General features: G+C 68.4%; 17 protein-coding genes. 14 read left to right on the top strand and 3 right to left on the bottom strand.

The window, feature by feature from the left end:
- Positions 1-57 precede the first annotated feature (57 nt).
- The gene (locus tag LR393_RS36275) at positions 58-1,233 is read right to left on the bottom strand and encodes a sensor histidine kinase (protein ID WP_231483121.1); all 1,176 of its coding nucleotides are present in this window, start codon (positions 1,231-1,233) and stop codon (positions 58-60) included.
- A gap of 151 nt (positions 1,234-1,384) precedes the next feature.
- The gene (locus tag LR393_RS09045; protein WP_231483120.1) at positions 1,385-2,179 is read right to left on the bottom strand and encodes a class I SAM-dependent methyltransferase; all 795 of its coding nucleotides are present in this window, start codon (positions 2,177-2,179) and stop codon (positions 1,385-1,387) included.
- Between the two features lie 3 nt (positions 2,180-2,182).
- Between LR393_RS09045 and LR393_RS09040 the strand changes: the two genes are divergently transcribed.
- From LR393_RS09040 to LR393_RS08985, 13 genes are all read left to right on the top strand, one after another.
- Entirely contained in the window at positions 2,183-3,622 is a 1,440-nt protein-coding gene (locus LR393_RS09040) for a DUF6716 putative glycosyltransferase (RefSeq protein ID WP_331282929.1), read from the top strand.
- Positions 3,623-3,806: 184 nt separating this feature from the next.
- Positions 3,807-4,703, top strand: coding sequence for an N-acetylneuraminate synthase family protein (locus LR393_RS09035; RefSeq protein ID WP_231483118.1), 897 nt, complete (start codon positions 3,807-3,809; stop codon positions 4,701-4,703).
- 28 nt (positions 4,704-4,731) lie between these two features.
- Complete coding sequence (locus LR393_RS09030) at positions 4,732-5,742, top strand: hypothetical protein (RefSeq protein ID WP_231483117.1); 1,011 nt, start codon at positions 4,732-4,734, stop codon at positions 5,740-5,742.
- 128 nt (positions 5,743-5,870) lie between these two features.
- Entirely contained in the window at positions 5,871-7,088 is a 1,218-nt protein-coding gene (locus LR393_RS36270) for an acylneuraminate cytidylyltransferase (RefSeq protein ID WP_231483116.1), read from the top strand.
- A gap of 419 nt (positions 7,089-7,507) precedes the next feature.
- Positions 7,508-9,244, top strand: coding sequence for an ABC transporter ATP-binding protein (locus tag LR393_RS09020; protein WP_345718670.1), 1,737 nt, complete (start codon positions 7,508-7,510; stop codon positions 9,242-9,244).
- Between the two features lie 104 nt (positions 9,245-9,348).
- A complete protein-coding gene (locus tag LR393_RS09015) occupies positions 9,349-11,145 on the top strand; it encodes an ABC transporter ATP-binding protein (protein WP_231483302.1) in 1,797 nt (598 codons plus the stop codon).
- Positions 11,146-11,243: 98 nt separating this feature from the next.
- Complete coding sequence (locus tag LR393_RS09010; RefSeq protein ID WP_231483114.1) at positions 11,244-12,377, top strand: aldose epimerase family protein; 1,134 nt, start codon at positions 11,244-11,246, stop codon at positions 12,375-12,377.
- A gap of 67 nt (positions 12,378-12,444) precedes the next feature.
- Positions 12,445-12,573, top strand: coding sequence for a hypothetical protein (locus tag LR393_RS35105; protein ID WP_269326916.1), 129 nt, complete (start codon positions 12,445-12,447; stop codon positions 12,571-12,573).
- Between the two features lie 193 nt (positions 12,574-12,766).
- Complete coding sequence (locus tag LR393_RS09005) at positions 12,767-13,768, top strand: Gfo/Idh/MocA family protein (RefSeq protein WP_231483113.1); 1,002 nt, start codon at positions 12,767-12,769, stop codon at positions 13,766-13,768.
- 63 nt (positions 13,769-13,831) lie between these two features.
- On the top strand, positions 13,832-14,632 hold the full coding sequence (pgeF, locus tag LR393_RS09000) for a peptidoglycan editing factor PgeF (RefSeq protein WP_231483112.1): 801 nt from the start codon (positions 13,832-13,834) through the stop codon (positions 14,630-14,632).
- Positions 14,629-16,017 (top strand): hypothetical protein, encoded by a 1,389-nt coding sequence (locus tag LR393_RS08995; RefSeq protein ID WP_231483111.1) that lies wholly within the window; start codon positions 14,629-14,631, stop codon positions 16,015-16,017. Before pgeF ends, LR393_RS08995 begins: the two co-directional genes overlap by 4 nt.
- Entirely contained in the window at positions 16,010-17,353 is a 1,344-nt protein-coding gene (gene murD, locus LR393_RS08990) for a UDP-N-acetylmuramoyl-L-alanine--D-glutamate ligase (protein ID WP_231483110.1), read from the top strand. Before LR393_RS08995 ends, murD begins: the two co-directional genes overlap by 8 nt.
- Before the next feature lie 111 nt (positions 17,354-17,464).
- Positions 17,465-18,406, top strand: a complete 942-nt coding sequence (locus tag LR393_RS08985) for an exopolyphosphatase (RefSeq protein WP_231483109.1) — start codon at positions 17,465-17,467, stop codon at positions 18,404-18,406.
- 55 nt (positions 18,407-18,461) lie between these two features.
- Here the strand turns inward: LR393_RS08985 and LR393_RS08980 are convergent, their stop codons facing one another.
- Positions 18,462-19,373, bottom strand: a complete 912-nt coding sequence (locus LR393_RS08980; RefSeq protein WP_231483108.1) for an alpha/beta fold hydrolase — start codon at positions 19,371-19,373, stop codon at positions 18,462-18,464.
- 73 nt (positions 19,374-19,446) lie between these two features.
- On the opposite strand from LR393_RS08980, the gene LR393_RS08975 reads away from it, so the two are divergent.
- Entirely contained in the window at positions 19,447-21,519 is a 2,073-nt protein-coding gene (locus tag LR393_RS08975; protein ID WP_231483107.1) for a M3 family metallopeptidase, read from the top strand.
- Positions 21,520-21,602: the final 83 nt, after the last annotated feature.

Genomic DNA, 21,602 nt, shown 5'->3' with positions numbered 1-21,602 from the left:
CGGCACGAACGAGCTGCTGGTCGTCGACCAGGGCGATCCGGATCGGGGTGGTTTCGCTCACGGACGATGACCGTAGGGGAGATACGCCCGAACTCCGAACCCACCGCCCTGACGGGGGCCGGCCTCCAACTGCCCGCCGTAGAGCGTGGCCCGCTCGCGCATCCCGATCAGGCCCTGACTACCGGGAGTGGCGGGGGTGGCACCGGCCCCGCGCCCGTCGTCCTCGATCCGGATCTCCAGGGCCTCGGTCAGCCAGACCAGGCGGATCCAGGCCGTGGCCCCCGGGCCGGCGTGCTTGAGGACGTTGGTGAGCGACTCCTGGACGATCCGGTAGGCGGCGAGTCCCGGGCCGGCCGGGAGCAGGACGGACTCGCCCAGCACCTCCAGCTCGACCGTGAGCCCGCTGCCGCGCACCTGCTCCACCAGATCGCTGATCGCCTCGGTGTCCGGCTGCGGGGTGAGCTGTTGTGTGCTGTCGTCCCGCAGCACACCCAGCAGCGCCCGCATGTCGGCCAGGGCCTGCCGCCCGGTGGCCGCGATGGTCTCAAGTGCGGTGATGGCCGCGGCCGGATTGTGTTGTGCGGCATACCGGCCGCCGTCGGCCTGGGAGATGGTGACGGACAGCGAGTGGGCCACGACGTCGTGCATCTCCCGGGCGATCCGGGCGCGCTCGGCGGTGGCCGCCAGCTGGGCCTGCTGCTCGGCCTCGAACTCCAGCAACTGGGCCCGTTCGTGCAGGCGCTGCTCGTCGCGCAGCCGCAGGTGACGCATGCGTCCCAGCGCCCAGGTGCCGAACAGGACGGCGGAGAGGAACCCGAGCCCGAGCGCGGCGTCGGAACCGAGCAGATCCTGCATGAACAGCACCAGGCTGCCGGCGAACCAGGCCACGACCATGCCCGCCCAGCCGGCCCAGGTGGGTCCGTAGGCGCTGATCGAGTAGAGCGAGACGAACACCACGGCGGTGGCGGGCGTGAGGGCGCTGCTCTCACCCGTGATCATCAGCAGGAGCCCCAGGCCGGCCACACCCAGGCCCGAGCGCAGGGGGCGGCTACGACGCCAGGCCAGGGCCCCGGCCATCAGGGTGGCGAACAGCCAGGTCCCGCTGCTCCCGGAGACGAGGGTGAGGAAGAGCAGGAACAGCACCAGGGCGCCGGCCGTGGCCACATCGACCTGCTGGGGATGCGTGCGCAGCCAGTTGTAGGCCGACTCCAGCCGGTAGGTGTCCTCGCTCACCGTGCCACCGTACGTTCGCGAGCCCTGGCCACACGTCAGACCGTCGGGGGATCCGGGAGATCAGACCCTGGTCTGACAGTGGCCTCACCGGTGCGGGGAGACCTGGTGCCGCTCCGGGCCGGATCTCCCCGCTCCTGTGAGGCTCTGTGAATCAGCTGTCGGTGTGGGTGCCGAACGGGTTGTCGCGGGCCGCCTGCTGGTCGGCCTCGGCCTGCTGGAGGGCGGCCAGGGCGGACACACCACGCTGGGCGTCGGGGTCGTTCTTGACGCCGGCATAGAAGACCCGCCAGTTCTCCCGCCAGCCCCCGAACGCGTCGGAGTCCAGCTTGTGCTTGCCCTTGCCCAGGAGGCTGCGGCGCCGTTCAACCGTGTCGAACTGCGACTGCATCATGCGCAGATCCTTGAACAGGAACGTCATCGCCTCGGGCGTGAAGCGCCAGTAGTCGACCGGGGTCGGGTGATAGCGCCAGCTGAAGAGAGTCGAGTGGTAGGTGAAGCCGCCCGGGCGCAGCAGCCGGACGATCTCGGGGGCGGCCAGCCAGGGCTCGCGGATGTGCTCGAACACGTCGACGCTGATGATGGCGTCGAAGCTGCCGGACTCGATCTCCGGGCAGTTGGTGATATCGCCCTGAATCACCCCGGGTTCGGTTATCTCAAGATCAAGACAACTATATTCAAAACCCGGGAACCAGTCTTTGTACGGATTGGCCCGTCCCCCGATTTCAAGAATTCGTCCTCCCTTTACCCCAGATTTACCCAGCATCGTCTTGATGTGTTGCCCGATGCGTTCGGTCCGGTGCGGGAATCCCTCGAAATTCTGTTCGAGGCGCTGCCGGGCACGGGCCTGTTCGAGAAGCTTGACATCCTCGGGGGAAAGGGCTGTCTCACCGGCCGGAACCTCGGTCTGACCTCGGCGTCTCGCCAGGCGGCGCAACTGCTCGGTCACCACGTGAAGCCTCCGCGGGGTTGGTGCAGGAGTGTCATAACTGTCCTGTGTGAATTTGCTGTGAGTGCACAAGGGGACGGCCAAAAACCTTACACTCCGCAGGTGCCCCATCATGTGATCGCTGTTGCGGAATCGGACTCATTCCTGAAATGGGCTGTCAGTCTCCTCGGGCAACTACCGGAGGGGACGCGGACCGAGGTCGTGGTGGCCTGCTCTCCGGCCAGACCTTCGGCTTCGCAACGGATTGCGGCCCTGAGTGGCACTGCGTACGCAGGCCATGACCCTGAGGTGCTGTCGCCCGGCCAGCTGATGAAGCGCGTCGAGCGGGACCGGCCCGACGCCGTGCTGCTGGCTCTGACCGGGCCGAGCGTGCACGCCTACCAGGAGGCGCTGAGCAAGTCCTCGCACCGTCCGGTGCTGCTGACCGGCATCCCCGGTATCGCGATCCCGGCCCGCCGCCGGGCCTGGGGCTACCGCGGCGCCGTCGACCTCTTCGTGGTGCACAGCCACCGCGAGGTGGAGGACTACGACCAGATCCGCCGGCAGATGGGCATGCAGGCCAAGGTGGGGCTCGCCACCATCCCGTTCCTCGCCAGGCCCGCCGACATCCTTCCCGCGCGCGAGATGACGCAGGAGATGGCCATTGGGACAACAGCTTTCGAAGCATCGCCGAACGACGCGGGAACCAGCGTGGAGCCGCTGAACCCGGTGGCGGCCCCGGAGCGCAACCGGGTGCTCTTCGCCACCCAGGGCAAGGTGCCGCGGGTCAAGAAAGACCGGGTCGAGATCCTCCTGAGCCTGGCCCGGCTCGCGGCGAACCGGCCCGACCTGGAGGTCGTGGTCAAGACGCGCGGGGCCGTCGGTGAGTTCCACACCCACCACGAGCCGCACCACTACCAGTCGCTCTGGGACGAGCTGGTGGCGGCGGGTGAGGTGCACGCGCCCGACGCCCTGACCTTCGCGGCCGGGTCGATGGCCGAGCAGCTGGCCAACGCCGTGGCGCTGGTCACGGTGAGTTCGACGGCCGTACTCGAAGCGATGGCGCTGGACATCCCGGTGCTGCTCATCGACGAGTTCGGCGTTTCGGAGAACCTGATCAACCAGGTGTTCGTTGGGAGTGGGGTGATGGGTGGACTGGACGAACTCGAGCGCGGTGACTTCCGTCATCCCGAAACCTGGTGGCTGGCAGACAATTACTTCCATCCCCGCAGTGACAACTCGTGGATCGGTATGCTCGGCGAACTGATCGTGCTGAACGCCGCGGGAGAACTTCCCACCATCGCCTCCGGCCTGAACAAGGGCCGTTCGGCCAAGCGGCGGCGGCTCGACCGGATGAGGCTGACCCCGGCTGGAAGTGCGATCGTGCGGGCGCGCGTCAGAATGCGTCAGCGCGTTCGGGAGTCATCACAGACGCTGACTCGTATCTCGGCGCAGAGTTCCTGATCGCGTCGATGACTGGACGCCGTCCGTTCACACAGGTTGTTGATGGGATCCGTAACCTAAACTCGCTCTCCGGGATCGAGGCCGACGAGGGGCTGTCCGAATCCTGCCGGTGACCCACACACTTGGGATCACTCCGGGGCAATCCGCCGGAGACTAGAGGGCCCTCAGGCTTGAAGGAGCAACAATGACTGCTGGACCCAGTAAGACGATCGCGCCGGTCGAGATCGGCGGAAAGCTGGTCGGACCCGACCAGCCGGTTTACGTCATCGCCGAGATCGGCCTGAACCATAACGGTGACGTGGCGATCGCCAAGCAGCTGATCGACATCGCCCACGAGGCGGGTTGTGACGCGGTGAAGTTCCAGAAGCGTACGCCGGAGATCTCGACGCCGGCCGACATGCGTGACGTCCAGCGGGAGACCCCCTGGGGCACCATGAGCTACCTCGACTACCGCTACCGCGTGGAGTTCGAGGAGGAGCAGTACACCGAGATCGACAACTACTGCTCGAAGCTGGGCATGCACTGGTTCGCCTCGCCGTGGGACGTGCCCTCGGTCGAGTTCCTCGCGAACCGGTTCGACGTCGTCACGTTCAAGGTGGCCTCGGCCTCGGTGACCGACCTCGAGCTGCTCACCGCGATGAAGAACACCGGCAAGCCGGTCATCCTCTCGACGGGTATGTCCACCCTCGAGGAGATCGACAAGGCGGTGGAGACCCTCGGTACCGAGAAGCTCGTGATGATGCACGCGACCTCGACGTACCCGATGCCCGCCCACGAGGCCAACCTGCGCACGATCAACACGCTGCGCGAGCGCTACGGTGTGCCCATCGGTTACTCCGGCCACGAGCGGGGCCTGCAGATCAGCCTCGCGGCCGTCGCCCTCGGTGCGGTCACGGTCGAGCGTCACATCACCCTCGACCGCACCATGTGGGGCTCGGACCACTCCGCCTCGCTGGAGCCCGAAGGCCTTCGCCACCTGGTTCGCGACATCCGGATCATCGAAGAAGCCCTGGGTGACGGCGTGAAGCGCGTCTTCGAGGGTGAGCTCAAGCCGAAGGCTCGCCTGCGCCGGGTCGGCTGACCCCGCTGAACAACGGATAATCATCACCGTGACCGACGTCGCCGGAACCGGCACCGTGCAGGCCTGGGTGGAGTCGCCCTTCCAGCTCCTCGGAGCGTTGGAGGCGCACGCCGCGGGCCGGCTCGGCCGGTGGCTCGTCGTCCTTCCCCGTAAGGACGTCGAGCCACTGGTGACGGCGGTCGCCGAGGTCACCCGGCTGGGGCTCCCCGCCGGTGTGACCATTCAGCTTCCCTCCGGACCGCCGCGGCACGGCGGCGGCGACCTCGCCGTCGGCGACGCGTTCTCCGGAGAGGTGCACCGACTGCTGGTGCAGCACCCACCCCGCCGCCTCGTCCTGCTGGACGACGGCCGTTCCACCCGCCGCGTCATGGACGCGCTGATCGACCCCGACGTGCCCCTGGTGCGCCCGCACGTGCCGCAGGCCCCGCACCGCGCCGTCCTGGCCCGCCTGGCCAAGATGCGCCTGCGCCGGATGATCGCCCAGGGCCGGGTCCGGGTCATCACCGCGCTGCCGCTGCCCGAGCGGGTGCTGCGGGTCTCCGCCGCGATCGGGCTGCCGGTCGAGCCCCACAACTTCACCTGGCTGCGGTCGCTGCCGGGAGGCGAGGCCGGTGCCTCCGGCGAGGAGAAGACGATCGTGCTCGGCACCTCGATGGTGGCGAACCGGCTGATCAAGGCCCAGCCGTACCTGTCCTGGATCCGCAGCCTGGCCGACCAGGGCCCTGTCGTCTACCGCGCGCACCGCCGCGAGAACGCGTCCACCCTGAGCCCCCTGACGGACTACCCGGGCATCACCATGGTCCGCGGAGAGGTGCCGGCCGAGATCAGCCTGCGGGGCCTGAGCGATCGACACCGAGTGGTGTCACTTCCCAGCACGGCCGTCTCCACGCTGCGACTTATCGTGCCGGAGGCGGAGATTCAGGAGTTCGCGGTTCCGGAGGAGTGGTGGATGCCCGGTACCCCGGACGTCGCCCGGCACCACCTGGTTCCTGACGGGGAGTCGGATTCCTTTGAGATTCCCCAGCATTCATCTCGTTGAAGGTACGAAACCAGTACTGCTGGCAGTATTCTGATCAGTAGGGCCCGCTGGGCCCGGCCGGTGCGGTAAGGCTGCAGTAGCCGGTCATACCGCTGGGCCTCCATTCGAGCTAGTTCCGAGGACACCTCGTGAGTGACGCACCACCCGCCAAGCCCCGTCCCCGAGTCGTCGCCGTCATCCCCGCCCGAGGCGGTTCGCAGGGGGTGCCGCTCAAGAACCTCGAACCCGTGGGTGGCCGAAGCCTTCTCATGCGTGCCGTGACGGCCTGCCGTAAGTCGGAACTCATCGACGAGGTGGTGGTCAGCTCTGACCACGCCGGCATCCAGGAAGAGGCGCGCCGCGCCGGTGCGACCGTGGTGGTGCGCCCCGCCACCCTCTCCGGTAACACGGCTTCATCGGAATCTGCTGTGCTGCATGCGATTACCGAGATTCAGGGTGACGGCGAGGCTCCTGAGGTAACCGTGCTGGTGCAGTGCACCAGCCCGTTCATGGATCCGGAAGACCTCGACGCCGCCGTCGGCCGGGTGTTGGCGGGAGAGGCCGACTGCGCGTTCTCCGCGGTCGAAAGTCACGCTTTTCTGTGGAAATACGGCCCGGACGGCCTGATCGGTATCAACCACGACCCCAGCTTCCGTCCCCGCCGGCAAGACCGAGACACCGAATTCCGAGAGACCGGTGCATTTTACGCGATGCGTACCGATGGTCTGCGGCGTCACGGCCGGCGCTTCTTCGGCACCCTGGTGGCCCAGCGCGTCAGCGACGACCACGCGATGGAGATCGACACCCCTGACGACCTGCACATCGCCCGGCTGCGGGCGGCGGTGCTCGAGGAGCAGGAGCGCATCGACGGGCTGCCGGTGATCGACGTCGACACCCTGGTGATGGACTTCGACGGCGTGCACACCGACGACCGGCTGTTCCTCACCGAGGAGGGCACCGAGAGCGTGCGGGTCAGCCGGGAAGACGGCATGGGCATCAAGCTCGCCCGGCAGGCCGGGCTGAAGATGCTCATCCTCTCCACCGAAGTGAACCCGGTGGTCGCCGCGCGCGGCCGCAAGCTGCAGATCCCGGTGATCCACGGCCAGTCCGACAAGGCCCAGGCCCTGAAGGAATGGATCGCGGCCGAGGGTCTCGACCCCGAGCGCATCGCCTACGTCGGCAACGACGTGAACGACCTGGGCTGCCTGCGCATGGTCGGCTGGCCGATCGCCGTGGCCAACGCCCACCAGGAGGTCATGGACCTGGCGCGCCTCACCCTCACCAAGGCCGGTGGGTCGGGTGCGGTGCGTGAGGTGTGCGAGCTGGTCATCTCCGCGATCAGCGCCCGCGAGGCCGGCAAGGCGTAGAGAGGCTGCTGCGAGGAGAGGCCCGCGCCCCCATGGCGCGCCGCCCTCTCCTCTTCCTCTCCTCGCCCTCTCTTCGTTCGTGATCATGCAAAGTCTCCCCGGAGTTCTAGAACTGTGACAGTGAGAGTTCTAGAACACTGGGGAGACTTTGCATGATCACGAAGGGTGGAGGGGCAACCACTCACGTTGGGGGGGTGACCACTCACCTTGGGGGGTGACCACTCACGTTGGGGGGTGACCACTCACGTTGGGGGGTGACCACTCGGGTTAGGGATGGCCACTCACCAAGGGGTCCATGGGCACCGTGGTGCCACATCGTCCTCAATCGGGCAGTATCTCGCCGCCGGGGCGAATCTGCTTGTAGCTATTGACGATTTAATTATGGTGCTGCGAAGATCCTCGGGCAGTAATGTGTCCGCGTGCTCGTCAAATTACTTCGCGCACGTCTGCGCCCCTATGCCCCTGCCATCGGCTGGGTGGTTCTGTTCCAGCTGGTGCAGACCGTAGCCACCCTTTATCTCCCCACGCTCAATGCCGACATCATCGATCAAGGCGTGATCGCGGGCGACACTCACTACATCCTGCGGGTCGGCGCCCTGATGCTCGGCATCAGCCTGATCCAGATCGCCGCACTCGCGGTGGCGGTCTACTTCGGTGCCCGCACCGCCGCGTCCCTCGGGCGTGACGTGCGGGCCGCTCTCTTCCATCGCGTGCAGTCGTTCTCGACCCGCGAGGTCGGGCACTTCGGCACCCCGACACTCATCACGCGCACCACGAACGACGTGCAGCAGGTCCAGATGCTGGTCCTGATGACGCTGACCTTCATGGTGTCGGCGCCGATCATGTGTATCGGTGGCATCATCCTGGCGGTGCGCCTCGACGTGCCGTTGTCCGGCATCGTCGCGGTCGCCGTGCCGGTGCTCGGTGTCCTGGTCGGCCTGATCATCGCCCGCATGCGGCCGCTGTTCCGGCTCACCCAGCAACGGCTGGACCGCATCAACCAGGTGCTGCGCGAGCAGATCGCGGGGATCCGGGTGATCCGGGCCTTCGTGCGGGACGACCGCGAGCGTCTGCGCTTCGAGCGGGCCAGCACCGATCTGTACGACGTCTCACTGTCGATCGGCCGGCTGCTGGCCCTGATGTTCCCCACCGTGATGCTGGTGCTGAACCTCTCCAGCGTGGCCGTGCTCTGGTGGGGCGGTCACCGCATCGACGCCGGTCAGCTGGAGGTCGGGGAACTCACCGCGTTCCTCAGCTACCTGATGCAGATCCTGATGTCGGTGATGATGGCGACCTTCATGTTCATGATGGTGCCGCGCGCCGAGGTCTCCGCCGAGCGCATCGAGGAGGTGCTCGACACCGAGACCAGCGTGGTGCCGCCGGCGCAGCCGCGTGAGACCGGCCTGCTGCACGGGCGTCTGGAACTGCGTGACGTGGCCTTCCGCTACCCCGGCGCCGAGCGTTCGGTGGTGGAGCAGCTGAACCTGAGCGCGCTGCCGGGTCAGACCACGGCGATCATCGGCAGCACCGGCAGCGGCAAGACCACGCTGCTGAACCTGGTGCCGCGGTTGTTCGACACGACCGAGGGTGAGGTGCTGGTCGACGGTGTGAGCGTGCGTGACCTCGACCCGAAGCGGCTGTCCGAGGCCGTGGCCCTGGTGCCGCAGAAGCCGTACCTGTTCACCGGCACGGTGGCCACGAACCTGCGCTACGGCCGGCCCGAGGCCACCGACGAGGAGCTCTGGCACGCGCTGGAGATCGCCCAGGCCAAGGACTTCGTCAGCAAGATGCCCGAAGGACTCGACACGCCCATTGCGCAGGGCGGTACGAACGTGTCCGGCGGTCAGCGGCAACGTCTTTCGATCGCCCGGGCGCTGGTGCGGCGGCCGGAGATCTACCTGTTCGACGACTCGTTCTCGGCGCTCGACTACGCCACCGACGCGGCCCTGCGGGCAGCTCTTCAGGCCGAGACCCGTCAGGCCACCGTGGTGATCGTGGCCCAGCGGGTCAGCACCATCCGGGGCGCCGACCAGATCATCGTGCTCGACGCGGGGCGCGTGGTGGGCACCGGTAAGCACCGTGACCTGATGGCGCGCAACGAGACCTACCGAGAGATCGTGCTCTCGCAGCTGACCGAGAAGGAGGCGGTGGCGTGAGCTCCGAGATCCAGGAAGAGAGTCCGGCGGGGGTCCAGGAGAAGGCTCCGGCCCGCGGTCCCGGCCCGACCGGTCCCCGGCCGGGTGGTGGTCCGGGTGCGTTCATGGCCGGTGCCTCCACCGAGAAGGCGCTCGACTTCACCGGTTCCGCCCGGCGTCTGCTGGGCCGGCTGGCCCCGCAGAAGCACCTGCTGATCGGCGCGATGCTGCTCGGCATCGGCTCGGTGACGTGCAGCGTGATCGGGCCGAAGCTGCTCGGCGACGCCACCGACGCGATCGTCGACGGCGTCCTTCCTCCGGCGACCGGCATCGACTTCGGCCGCGTCGGCGACCTGGTGATGCAGGTGCTCGCGGTGTATCTGGCCGCGTTCGTGCTCAGCCTGGCGCAGGGCCGGTTCGTCGCGGCGATGGTGCAGAAGGTGATCTTCGCGCTGCGGGCCGACACCCAGTCCAAGCTGGCCCGGCTGCCGCTCAGCTACTTCGACCAGCAGCCGCGCGGTGAGGTGCTGAGCCGCGTCACCAACGACATCGACAACCTTCAGCAGTCGATCCAGCAGACCTTCAGCCAGATCGTCACCTCCCTGCTGACGATCATCGGTGTGCTGGCGATGATGTTCTGGATCTCCCCGCTGCTGGCCCTCATCGCGCTGGTCACCGTGCCGGTGTCGGTGCTGGTCACCGGCCTGATCGGCAAGCAGGCCCAGCCGCAGTTCGTGAAACAGTGGGGCACTACCGGCCGGCTCAACGGCCACATCGAGGAGATGTACACCGGGCACGCCCTGGTCAGCGTGTTCGGTCGTCAGGACGAGGCCCGCCGCACCTTCGACGAGCACAACGAGGCGCTGTTCCAGGCCACCTTCCGCTCGCAGTTCATCTCCGGCCTGATCCAGCCCTCGATGATGTTCATCAGCAACATCAACTACGTGCTGGTCGCCGTGGTCGGGGGCATCCGGGTGGCCAACGGTCACCTGTCGATCGGTGAGGTGACGGCGTTCATCACCTACAGCCGGCAGTTCAGTCAGCCGCTGGCCCAGGTGGCGAGCATGGCCAACCTGCTGCAGTCGGCGATCGCCTCGGCCGAGCGGATCTTCGCGCTGCTCGACGCCCAGGAGCAGGACCCCGACCCGGTCCCGGCCGATCACCCCGAAAAGGTGAGCGGACTGGTCGAGTTCGACAACGTCTCGTTTCGCTACGTGGACGACCGGCCGCTGATCGAGGGGCTCTCGCTGCGGGTCGAGCCGGGGCAGACGGTCGCCATCGTCGGCCCCACCGGCGCCGGCAAGACCACCCTGGTGAACCTGCTCATGCGGTTCTACGAGCTGAACAGCGGGCACATCCGCCTGGACGGTGTCGACACGGCCCGGATGACCCGCGACGACCTGCGCGAACAGTTTGGCATGGTGCTGCAGGACGCCTGGTTGTTCGGGGGCACCATCGCCGACAACATCGCCTACGGGGCCGACGAGGCCACGCACGACGAGATCGTCGCGGCGGCGCAGGCCACTCACGTGGACACGTTCGTGCGCACACTGCCGGCCGGCTACGACACGGTGCTCGACGACGAGGGCTCCGACGTGAGTGCCGGTGAGCGGCAGCTGATCACGATCGCCCGGGCGTTCCTGGCCCGGCCCCAGATCCTGATTCTGGACGAGGCCACCAGTTCGGTGGACACCCGCACCGAGGTGCTCATCCAGCAGGCGATGGGCTCGCTGCGCCGGGGGCGCACGAGTTTCGTGATCGCGCACCGCCTCTCGACCATTCGCGACGCCGACGTGATCCTGGTGATGGAGTCGGGCAGCATCGTCGAGCAGGGCAACCACGAGACGCTGCTGGAGCAGCAGGGCGCCTACGCGAGGCTCTACGCGGCGCAGTTCGCCCAGCCGGTCGACGCGATCGAATAACTCTGTTCGTGATCATGCCGACCTTCCCCGGGGAAGGTCGGCATGATCACGCGCGAAGCCTGTGCTGCTCGCTTTCGTCCGCTGTCTAGAGTTGCCCCGTGACCTCAACTGACATCTCCGCGGGTACCCCTGACAACTCCGACGCCTCCGGCGGGATCGTGTACGAACGGTCCGCCTTCGGGGTCACCTCCGCCGGGGAGCCCGTGGAGCGGTGGACGCTGGACGACGGCACCCTGCGGGTGAGCGTGCTGACCTACGGCGGCAACATCCAGAAGCTCGAGGTTCCCGCCGGTCCGGACGGGCAGGAGCGGGTGGACGTGGTGCTCGGCTTCGACGACATCGCCGGCTACGAGGGCACGAAGGCCTACATCAGTGCGCTGATCGGCCGCGTGGCCAACCGCCTGACCAACTCGGCGTTCACGCTGGACGGCACCGAGTACAAGATCACCGCGAACGAGGCCCCGAACTCGCTGCACGGCGGCGTGGACGGCTTCAACCGGCGGATCTGGGCCGCGAGCCCGATCGAGGGCGGCCTGCGGCTGAGTCTGACCAGCCCGGACGGTGACCAGGGCTACCCGGGCGAGCTGACCGTGACGGTCGACTACCTGCTGCTGCCCGGAGGCACGTTCCGCATCCGCTACGACGCCACGACGAGCGCCCCGACCCTGATCAACCTGACCCAGCACGCCTACTTCAACCTGGGCGGGGTGACCGGTACGCCGAGCATCGACGGCCAGACCCTGCAGGTGGCCTCCGGTCACTACACCCCGGTCGACCCGGCCCTGCTGCCCTCCGGCGAGATCGCCCACGTGGTCGGCACGCCGATGGACCTGCGCACGGCCCAGCCCCTCGACTTCCTCAGCCTCGACCACAACCTGGTGCTGGACGAGCAGGAAGAGACCGAGGCCGGTCACGGTCATGGCCACGGCCACACTGCCGCGCAGAGCCCCGACGACCTGCCCACCCAGCACTTCGCGGCCCAGCTCAGGCACGAGGCCAGCGGCCGCACCCTGACCGTCACCACCAGCGAGCCCGCGATCCAGGTCTACACCGGCAGCAAGCTCGACGGCTCGGACACCGGCAAGGGCGGTGTGGTCTACGGCGCCTCGGCGGGCGTCTGCCTGGAGACCCAGAACTTCCCCGACGCCCCGAACCACGAGGACTTCCCCTCGATCGTGCTGCGTCCCGGTGAGCAGTACCTGACCGTGACCGACTGGGCGTTCAGCGTCTGAGTCACCAGCTGAGAGATCCCTGTCCGGCCGCCGTCACATCCCGACGGCGGCCGGACAGGTCTGTCGGGTGGGGACCTCGGAGGACGACGCCTTCCGGCATCTGCACGCCGACAGCTTTCCCGCGATCCTGAGTTATGCCCTGCGCCGGGTGGGAAGCCTGGACGACGCCGGATGGCTGCGGTGGACGAGGCGCTGAGTGGGGTCCCGGACCGGAAGTTCCTCAAGGAAACGGCGAAGGACTTCCCCCGGGGGACCGACGAGATCTGGCGGGCTGCCGGCCACCAGACCGGCCGGGAGTCGGTGGCCGCACAGATGCCGCGTCGTGCTGACCGAGTGATCCCGTCGCCCCGGCCCAACATCCTCCGGTGTTACCTCTATGGTGAATGACCATGACCGAAGTGCTTCGCTGGGGGATCATCGGTACCGGGGGAATCGCCTCGAGGTTCGCGGCTGATACGGCGTTCCTGGACGAGGCGGTCGTCGCGGCGGTGGGGTCGCGCACGGCGGAACGGGCCGTTGAGTTCGCCTCCACCTGGAACGTGCCGACCAGCCACGACAGCTACGAGGGCCTGGTGTCCGACCCGGAGGTGGACGCGGTCTACGTGGCCAGTCCGCATCCGTTCCACGCCGAGCACGCCCTGCTGGCGATCGGTGCGGGCAAGCACGTGCTGGTGGAGAAGCCTTTCACGATGAACGCCGTGGAGGCCCGCACCGTGGCCGAGGCCGCGCGCAAGGCCGGGGTGTTCTGCATGGAGGCGATGTGGACCCGCTTCCTGCCGCACATGGCGCACGTGCGCGAGCTGCTGGCCGCCGGCGCGATCGGCGAGGTGATGGCGCTCGGGGTCGATCAGGGCATGCGGTTCGAGCAGAATCCCGACCACCGGCTGTTCTCCTTCGAGCTGGGCGGCGGGGCCCTGCTCGACCTGGGCATCTACCCCTTCTCCTTCGCCTCGATGGTGTTCGGCACCCCCCAGACCGTGCGGGCCTCGGCCAGCCCGGCCTTCACCGGGGTCGACGGCACCACCTCGGCCGTGCTCACGTACGGCAACGGGGCGCACGCCACGATCCTGTGCAGCGCGATGGTCGCCACCCCGATGAAGGCGTGGATCGCGGGTACCCAGGGGCGCATCGAGCTGGACCGGCAGTGGTACACCGCCGGCAGTGCGGTGACCCTGACGAAAGCTGATGGTTCGACCGAGCGGTTCGAGCCCCGCCCCGAGCTGATCCAGGGTCGGGCCAAGGGCATGAAGTTCATGGTGGCCGAGGCGACCCGGTGCATCCAGGCTGGTCAGGCCGAGAGTCCGGTCATGCCGCTGGACGAGACGATCATGATCATGGGCATTCTGGACGAGGTGCGCGACCAGATCGGCCTGGTGTATCCCCCGGCCTGAGGGGCCCCTTTGCTGCGCAGTCCTCAGAAACTGGCGCGGCATCGTTAGTAGAGTGGCGGCATCATGATTGCCGGAACCGCGACGGACGTCCCCCTGCTGAAGTGGTCAATCTTCGACGGTCACGGTGTGCACGCGGCGGTAACCACTCGTAACGGCGGCGTGAGTTCCGGGCGGTACGAATCGCTTAATCTCGGCCTGCACGTCGACGACGACCCGGAGGCCGTGCGGGTCAACCGCGAGCGCGTCGCCAAGGCCTTCGGTGCCACTGCCGACGACCTGGTGTTCGCCAGGCAGGTGCACGGGGCCGAAGTGGCCACGGTCACCTCGTGCGACCAGGTGATCGAAGCCGACGCCATGATCACCACCGAGCCCGGCCCGGTGCTGGTGATCATGGTGGCCGACTGCGTGCCCCTGGTGCTGTTCGACCCGGTGCGCCGGGTGGCCGCCGCAGTGCACGCGGGCTGGCCCGGCACCGTCGCCGGCATCAGCACGGCGACGGTCCAGGAGCTCCAGGCCGGCGGCTCCGACCCGGCCGACCTGCTCGTGGGCATCGGCCCCTCCATCTCGCCCGACCGCTACCAGGTCGGGGCGGATGTCGAGGCGAAGGCCCGGCAGCGGTTCGGTGACCGCGCGCACGAGGTGATCCGGCCCGACGGCACCGGCAAGTGGCTCTTCGATCTGTGGCGCGCCAACATCATTCAGCTCACCGAGGCCGGTGTGAGGCCAGAGGCGATCGAACTCGCCGCCCTGGACACCGGCCCGGGCACCCCGTTCTTCAGTCATCGATCGCAGGGCCCGACCGGCCGTTTCGCAGCGCTAGTCCAGCTGTCCCCTCAAGACCAGTCCGAAGAGGATCCCCGATGAGCACATCCCCGGCGGCGAACGCCGACGAGCGCAAGGAGCCCCGGCGCGCCGAGCGTTTCACCTACACCGGCTTCGACATCGAGCCCGAGGCGAACCGTGTGGTCTGCCGTTACCGGCTCGATGATCTCGAGTTCGCCGAGGTGGTGAGCTTCCCCAGCGGCGGGGACTGGACGAGCCCGGCCGTCACCGAGGCCGCCCGCATCCTGTTCCTGCTCACCGGCGTCTCGTACTACAAGGCCGGCGCCCCGCCGGTGGTCGACCTCGGCGAAATTGCGCTGACCAAGACCGAACTCACCTTCCTGACCAGCTTCTACCGGGACGGCCTGGGCGAGTTCGCCTATCGCAACGGCATCGACCTGAGTGATCTGCGATTCGAGGGGCCCACGCTCGAACGAACCAGCACGGCCAACTACACCCCCCGCCGTAACAGCCCGCTGGTCCCGTTCGGTGGTGGCGTCGACTCGATCGTCAGCGTCGAGCAGATCCGGCCTTTCGTCGAGGACACGCAAGACGCGGCGCTGTTCGTGGTGACCCGCCCCGGCGACCGTTTCGACGCGATCGAGGAGCCGGCGAAGGTCACCGGCTGGCCGATGGTGCGGGCCGAGCGCTCGATCGACCCGACCGTGCTGCGCTCGCGCGAGCTCGGTTTCCTGAACGGCCACGTGCCGGTCACCGGCATCATCTCCGCGATCACCGTCCTCGCGGCGGTGCTGGAGGGCCGCGACGCGGTCGTGCTGTCGAACGAGTGGTCGGCCTCGTCGGCCACGCTGTACGACAAGGGCCGCCCGGTGAACCACCAGTTCTCCAAGAGCGAGACGTTCGAGGCCGGCTTCCGCGAGGTGCTGTCCGACGCGCTGGGCGACGGCCTGCAGTACTTCTCCCTGCTGCGCGCGCTGAGCGAGGTCTGGATCGCCGAGCGGTTCGCCGAGCAGCCCCGGTACTTCGACCATTTCCGTAGCTGCAACAAGGCTTTCCTGATCGACACGACCAAGCGGTTCGACCACTGGTGCGGTGTCTGCGACAAGTGCGCGTTCATCGACCTGGTGCTGGCGCCGTTCGTCAGCAAGGAAGACCTGCAGAAGATCTTCGCCGTGGCCGGTGAGCCGCTGCAGAAGCCCGAGCTGCTCGACACCTTCCGCCGTCTACTGGGTTTCGTGCCCGACTCCAAGCCCTGGGAGTGCGTGGGCGACGTCAGCGAGAGCCGGGTGGCAGCCCGTCTGGCCGCGGCCCGGCCCGACCGCGCCGACGACCAGATCCTGCAGACGCTGGTCGCGGCCGCCGCGGGCTACAAAGACCCGGCCCCCGAAGAACTGCTGAAACCGCTCAGCCGGCACTTCGTGCCCGAGCGCTACCAGCCCGAGATCCTCAGAACCGCTCATGAGTGACGCGCTGTCCTGGGACGACCTCGCCGGGGCCCGGATCGGCATCTACGGCCTGGGCCGGGAGGGCGAGGCGTCGCTGCGCGCCTGCCAGGCCCGGGGCATCGAGCCGTTGCTGGTCGACGACAACCCGCCGGCCGGTGACATCGAGGGCCGCAAGGTGCTCAGCACGGCCGAGGGCGGTGCGCAGGCGCTGGCCGTCTGCGAGATCGTCATCAAGTCACCGGGTATCAGCCGGTACTCGGAGAACGTGACCAGCCTGGTCGACCAGGGTGTGCAGGTCGTCGGCGGGCTCGGGCTGTGGGTCCAGGGCGCCGACCCGGAGAAGGTCGTGCTGATCACCGGCACCAAGGGCAAGAGCACCACGGCCTCGATCACCGGTCACCTGCTCAAGGGCCTGGGCTACCGCACCCTGGTCGGCGGCAACATCGGCGTGCCGCCCTTCGACCCGGCGCTCGACCCGGCCGTGGGCGGTCCCGACCAGGACTTCTGGGTGATCGAGGTGTCCAGCTACCAGGCCACCGACATCCTCACCGTCCCGCACGTGGTGGGGGTGACCTCGCTGAACCCCGACCACCTGCCCTGGCACGGGAACGACCTGGAGACCTACTACCGCGACAAGCTGAGCCTGGCCGGTCGTCCCGGGGCCCGGTGGACCGTGGCGAACGGTGACAGTGCGGAGATCCGGGAGCGCAGCGGTCTGCTCGGTCCGCAGGTCGAGTGGGTCACGGCGGAAGACGCCGCCCAGTCGTGGATCGACGAGCTCGGTCTGCTCGGTGTGCACAACCGCCGCAATGCCGCCATCGCCCGCGTCCTTCTGCAGAAACTCGGGGTGCCGGCGGCGGACGACGAGGCCGCGTTGCGCCGGGCCGCCACCGGTTTCGCCGGGCTGGAGAGCCGGTTGCAGCAGGTCGGCATGATCGACCAGGTGGGCTTCGTCGACGACGGGCTGTCCACCAACGTGCTGCCGACGCTGGCCGCGGTGGAGGCGTTCGACGGCCGCCGGGTCGCCCTGATCGTCGGTGGGCAGGACCGGGGCATCGACTACCGGCCGCTGGCCGATGGTCTGCGGGGCCGTGACACCGAGGTGCTGGTGCTCACCACCCCGGACAACGGCCCCCGCATCGCCGCCGAGCTCAACCAGACCGGCTGCGGGCCCAACGTCACTGTGAAGGAGACCGCCGACCTGGACGAGGCGGTGGAGGAGGGCTACGCCTGGGCGCGTCCCAACGGTGTCGTCCTGCTCTCCCCGGCCGCGCCCAGTTTCGGCCGCTTCCGCGACTACCGGCACCGCGGTGAGGCCTTCGTCGAGGCGATGAACCGGATCTCCCGCCGGAGCTGACCTGACCTGGACGCCCGGCTCACCCGATCGGGGGGTTGGCCGGGCGCCCGCCGGGGTCGAGTCACCTGGAAGGGCTGATCAGGTCCTCAGCGAATCCGGGAGGACAGCGACATGTCGGCAGGTAAGTTTCGGCTGGTCACGCGCAGCGACTTCGACGGCCTGGTCTGTGCGGTGCTGCTGCGGGCGCTCGACATGATCGACGAGATCACGTTCGTACACCCGAAGGACGTGCAGGACGGTGAGGTCGAGGTGACCGGCAACGACATCCTGACCAACCTGCCGTACGCCCCCGAGGCGCACCTGGTGTTCGACCACCACCACAGCGAGACTCTGCGCATCGGCGGCACCCCGGACAACCACATCATCAGCGAGGAAGCGCCCTCGGCGGCCCGGGTGGTCTACGACCACTTCGGCGGGGCGACGGCCTTCCCGATGGTCTCGGACGAGCTGATGCGGGCCGTCGACCAGGCGGACTCCGCCGACTACGCGCTCCACGACATCCTTGAGCCCAAGGACTGGACGCTGCTGAACTTCCTGATGGACAGCCGCACCGGCCTGGGCCGGTTCCGCGACTTCCGGATCTCCAACTACCAGCTGATGATGCAGCTCATCGACAGTGTGCTGAACGAGGCGACGGTGCAGGACATCCTGGCCGAGCCGGACGTGGCCGAGCGGGTGAAGCTGTTCGCCGAGCAGACCGAGCTTTTCGTGGCCCAGCTCCAGCGGGTCTGCACGGTGCGCGGTGACCTGGTCGTTGTCGACCTGCGCGACGAGGAGATCATCCATGCGGGCAACCGGTTCATGGTCTACGCCCTGTTCCCGCAGTGCCGCGTCTCCGCGCACATCATCACCGGCCGGCAGGGCAAGAACACCGTTTTCGCCGTGGGTAAGTCGATCCTCGACCGCACCTCGCCGGTCGACATCGGCTCACTGATGCTGAAGTACGGCGGTGGCGGTCACCACGCCGCGGGCACCTGTCAGGTGGCCCACGAGGATGCTGAGCGGGTACTGAACGAGATCGCGGCCGCGGTGAATGAGCCGGTCCACGTCTGAAAAACCCTGAATTGAGGACGCGTGCCCGCCCCCTTGGGGGAGCGGGTACGCGTTCTCAACGGGTTGATAGCCACTCCAGAATGCGCTCGGACGTCCAGGACGGGGCCTCGAGCATCGGCACGTGCCCGATGTTGGTGGCGGGGAAGAACGACCAGTGCGGGTTCGCCGCCGCGGCCACCCGCGCCACCCGGAAGGGCACGAGCCGGTCACGGGTGCCGTGGATCAGCAGCACCGGCTGCTCGATGGCGTGCAGGAGCTTCGCGTAGGTGCGCCAGCGGGCGAAGGTGAAGACCATGGAGCGCCCGGCCATCGCGAAGTCGCGCGCCGTCTCCTCCACGAAGCCGCGCCGCTCGGCCAGGGCCAGGTGCACGTCGATGACGTCTTCGGTGACCCGGTCCGGATCGTCGCAGCACAATGTGACCAGCTGCATGGCCGCGCGCTCGCGCGGGATCGAGCCGCGCCGGTCGGCCAGGGCCATCCGGACCCGCAGCGGCAGCGCTCCCTGCAGCACATTCGCGGTGACCAGCCGGTCGGGCAGGGCGGCCGTGAGGGGCAGCACCGGATCGAGCAGCACCAGACCCCGCACCGCCTCGGGGTGGGCAGCGGTCAGCAGCGCGCTGATCATGCCGCCCATCGAGTTGCCGATCAGCACCACCGGGTCGGGCGACAGTGCGGTGGCGAAGCGGTACAGCAGATCGGCGTTACCCGACACGCTGGAAGGACGCGGGCCGGCCGGGGTGAGACCGAACCCGGCCAGGTCGACGGCCACCACCCGCAGGTCAGCGGTGAGGAGCGGCGCCAGGGCGGCCCAGTTGGCGTGCGACCCGCCGAGACCGTGCACGAGCACCGCCAGCGGGGCGCCGTCCGGTCCGCCATGATCGACGTAGTGCACCCGGCCGTCAGCGAGGTCGGCCCATTTCGACTCCCCGGCGGGCCGGGCGTCTGGGCCCACGGAGATCTGGGTCATCAGATGTTTGTACCTCCGGACCCACTGATCAGCAAGATGGCGTTCTCCTGGAATTCCGAAAGAGGCAACGCACGTGACACCGAAAAGTTCCCTCGACCCGTCGAACCCCTTCGCTCGTCCCAGTGATTTCCCTTACGGGCTACCACCGTTCGACGCCGTCCGGGAGGAACACTACCTGCCCGCGTTCCGCGCCGGGGTGGAGGAGCACCGGCGCGAGGTGGAGGCGATCGCCGCCGACGGGAGCCCCGTCTCACCCGCCACCGTGCTCGATCCGCTGGAGGCCTCCGGCGCTTTGCTGACCCGGGTGTCGGCGGTGTTCTTCAACCTGATCAGCTCCTCGATGACCGACGGCCTGCGCGAGATCGAGGCCGAGGTGAACCCGTTGCTGGCCGCTCACCGCGACAGCATCGTGATGGACCCGGCCCTGTTCGCGCGGATCAGCGCCCTGCACGCGCAGCGCGACGAGATTCCCGACGAGGAGACCCGGCGTCTGCTGCGGCGTCAGTACGACGACATGGTGCGGGCCGGGGCGGCGCTGTCGTCCGCCGACCAGGAACGACTGAGGGCGATCAACCAGGAACTCACGCAGCTCGCCTCGACCTTCCGCGAAGACCTGCGCTCGGACACCAACGAACTGGCCCTGCACCTCGACGACGAGGCCCGGCTGGAGGGACTGCCCGCCGACGCGATCGCCGCCGCGAAGGCCGCGGCCCAGGGCCGCGGGCTGGGCGGATACCTGCTCACCCTGCGCCTGCCCAGCGGCCAGCCGGCCCTGGCCACCCTGACCGACCGCGAGGTGCGCAAGAGCCTGTACCTGGCCTCGACCTCCCGCGGCCGCCGCGACAACGCCTACGACACCCGCCCCACGCTGACCCGCGCGGTGGCCCTGCGCGCCGAGCGGGCGGCGCTGCTGGGGTTCGTGAGCCACGCCGCGTACGTCGCCGCCGACCAGACCGCGCAGACCGTCGACTCGGTGATGCAGTTGCTCACCGGTCTGGTCGGCCCGGCCGTGGAGAACGCGCAGCAGGAGCGGGCCGAGCTGACGCAGCGCCTGCACGCCGACGGGGTGGAGGGCGACCTGGAGCCCTGGGACTGGTCCTACTACGCGGAGCTAATTGCCCAGGAACGGTTCTCGCGTGACTCGGCGGCCCTGAGGCCGTACTTCGAGCTGGATTCCGTGCTGCACCGGGGCATCTTCGCCGCCGCCACCGGCCTTTACGGCCTGCGGTTCACGCACCGCGAGGACCTGCCCGGCTACGCCGAAGACGTCGACGTGTACGAGGTGTTCGACGAGTCCGGCCGGGGCCTCGGCCTGGTGCTGACCGACTGGTACTCGCGCGACGCGAAACGCGGCGGGGCCTGGATGAACTCGTTCGCCACCCAGTCGCACCTGCTCGACCGCGCCCCCGTGATCGTCATCAATCTGAACCTCGGCCGCCCCCCGGCCGGCTCCCCGACGCTGCTCACGCTGGACGAGGTGGGCACCGCGTTCCACGAGTTCGGGCACGTGCTGCACGGACTGCTGTCGGACGTCCGCTATCCGCGCCTGTCGGGCACCCGGGTGCCCCGCGACTTCGTCGAGTTCCCCTCGCAGGTCAACGAGATGTGGGCGTGGCAGCCCGAACTGCTGCGCAGCTACGCCCGGCACCACGAGACCGGGGAGCCCCTGCCCGCGAACGCCCTGGACGCGGTGATCTCCGCCCAGTCGTACGGGCAGGGCTTCCTGATGGTCGAGATGCTCGCCGCCGCCCTGCTCGACCAGGCCTGGCACCAGCGCGGCGCCGGCGACCCGGTGATCACGCCGGAGCAGGTGAACGCGTTCGAGCGCCAGGTGCTGGCCGCGCACGGCCTCGACCTCGCCACCGTCCCGCCGCGCTACGGCAGCACGTACTTCGAGCACATCTTCGGCGGTGACTACAGTGCCGGCTACTACTCCTACCTCTGGAGCGAGGTGCTCGACGCCGACACGGTCGAGTGGTTCCTGGGGCACGGTGGCCTGGACCGCGCGGCCGGGGCGAAGTTCCGCGACCACCTGCTCTCGCGGGGTGGTGCGGTCGACCCGATGGCCGCGCTGGAAAAGGTGCTGGGCCGCCCGCCCCGTCCGGAGCCGCTGCTGGAGAGGCGCGGGCTGCTCCCGGGGACATAAAAAACTTCGTTCGTGATCATGCAAAACCTCCCCGAAGTTCTAGAACTGTCCCCTTCGGAGTTCTAGAACACGGGGGAGGTTTT

This window comes from Kineosporia mesophila (genome assembly GCF_021129235.1).
Taxonomy (GTDB): Bacteria; Actinomycetota; Actinomycetes; order Actinomycetales; family Kineosporiaceae; genus Kineosporia; species Kineosporia mesophila.
Note: the sequence above shows the minus strand (reverse complement) of the source record. Positions and strands in the feature narration are given on the sequence as shown.

Coding starts and splice junctions, on each gene's coding strand:
- LR393_RS09015 (WP_231483302.1), top strand. CDS start 9,349: ATGGCCGGTGCCTCCACCGAGAAGGCGCTCGACTTCACCGGTTCCGCC.
- pgeF (WP_231483112.1), top strand. CDS start 13,832: ATGATTGCCGGAACCGCGACGGACGTCCCCCTGCTGAAGTGGTCAATC.
- murD (WP_231483110.1), top strand. CDS start 16,010: ATGAGTGACGCGCTGTCCTGGGACGACCTCGCCGGGGCCCGGATCGGC.
- LR393_RS09005 (WP_231483113.1), top strand. CDS start 12,767: ATGACCGAAGTGCTTCGCTGGGGGATCATCGGTACCGGGGGAATCGCC.
- LR393_RS08980 (WP_231483108.1), bottom strand. CDS start 19,373: ATGACCCAGATCTCCGTGGGCCCAGACGCCCGGCCCGCCGGGGAGTCG.
- LR393_RS08985 (WP_231483109.1), top strand. CDS start 17,465: ATGTCGGCAGGTAAGTTTCGGCTGGTCACGCGCAGCGACTTCGACGGC.
- LR393_RS09035 (WP_231483118.1), top strand. CDS start 3,807: ATGACTGCTGGACCCAGTAAGACGATCGCGCCGGTCGAGATCGGCGGA.
- LR393_RS08995 (WP_231483111.1), top strand. CDS start 14,629: ATGAGCACATCCCCGGCGGCGAACGCCGACGAGCGCAAGGAGCCCCGG.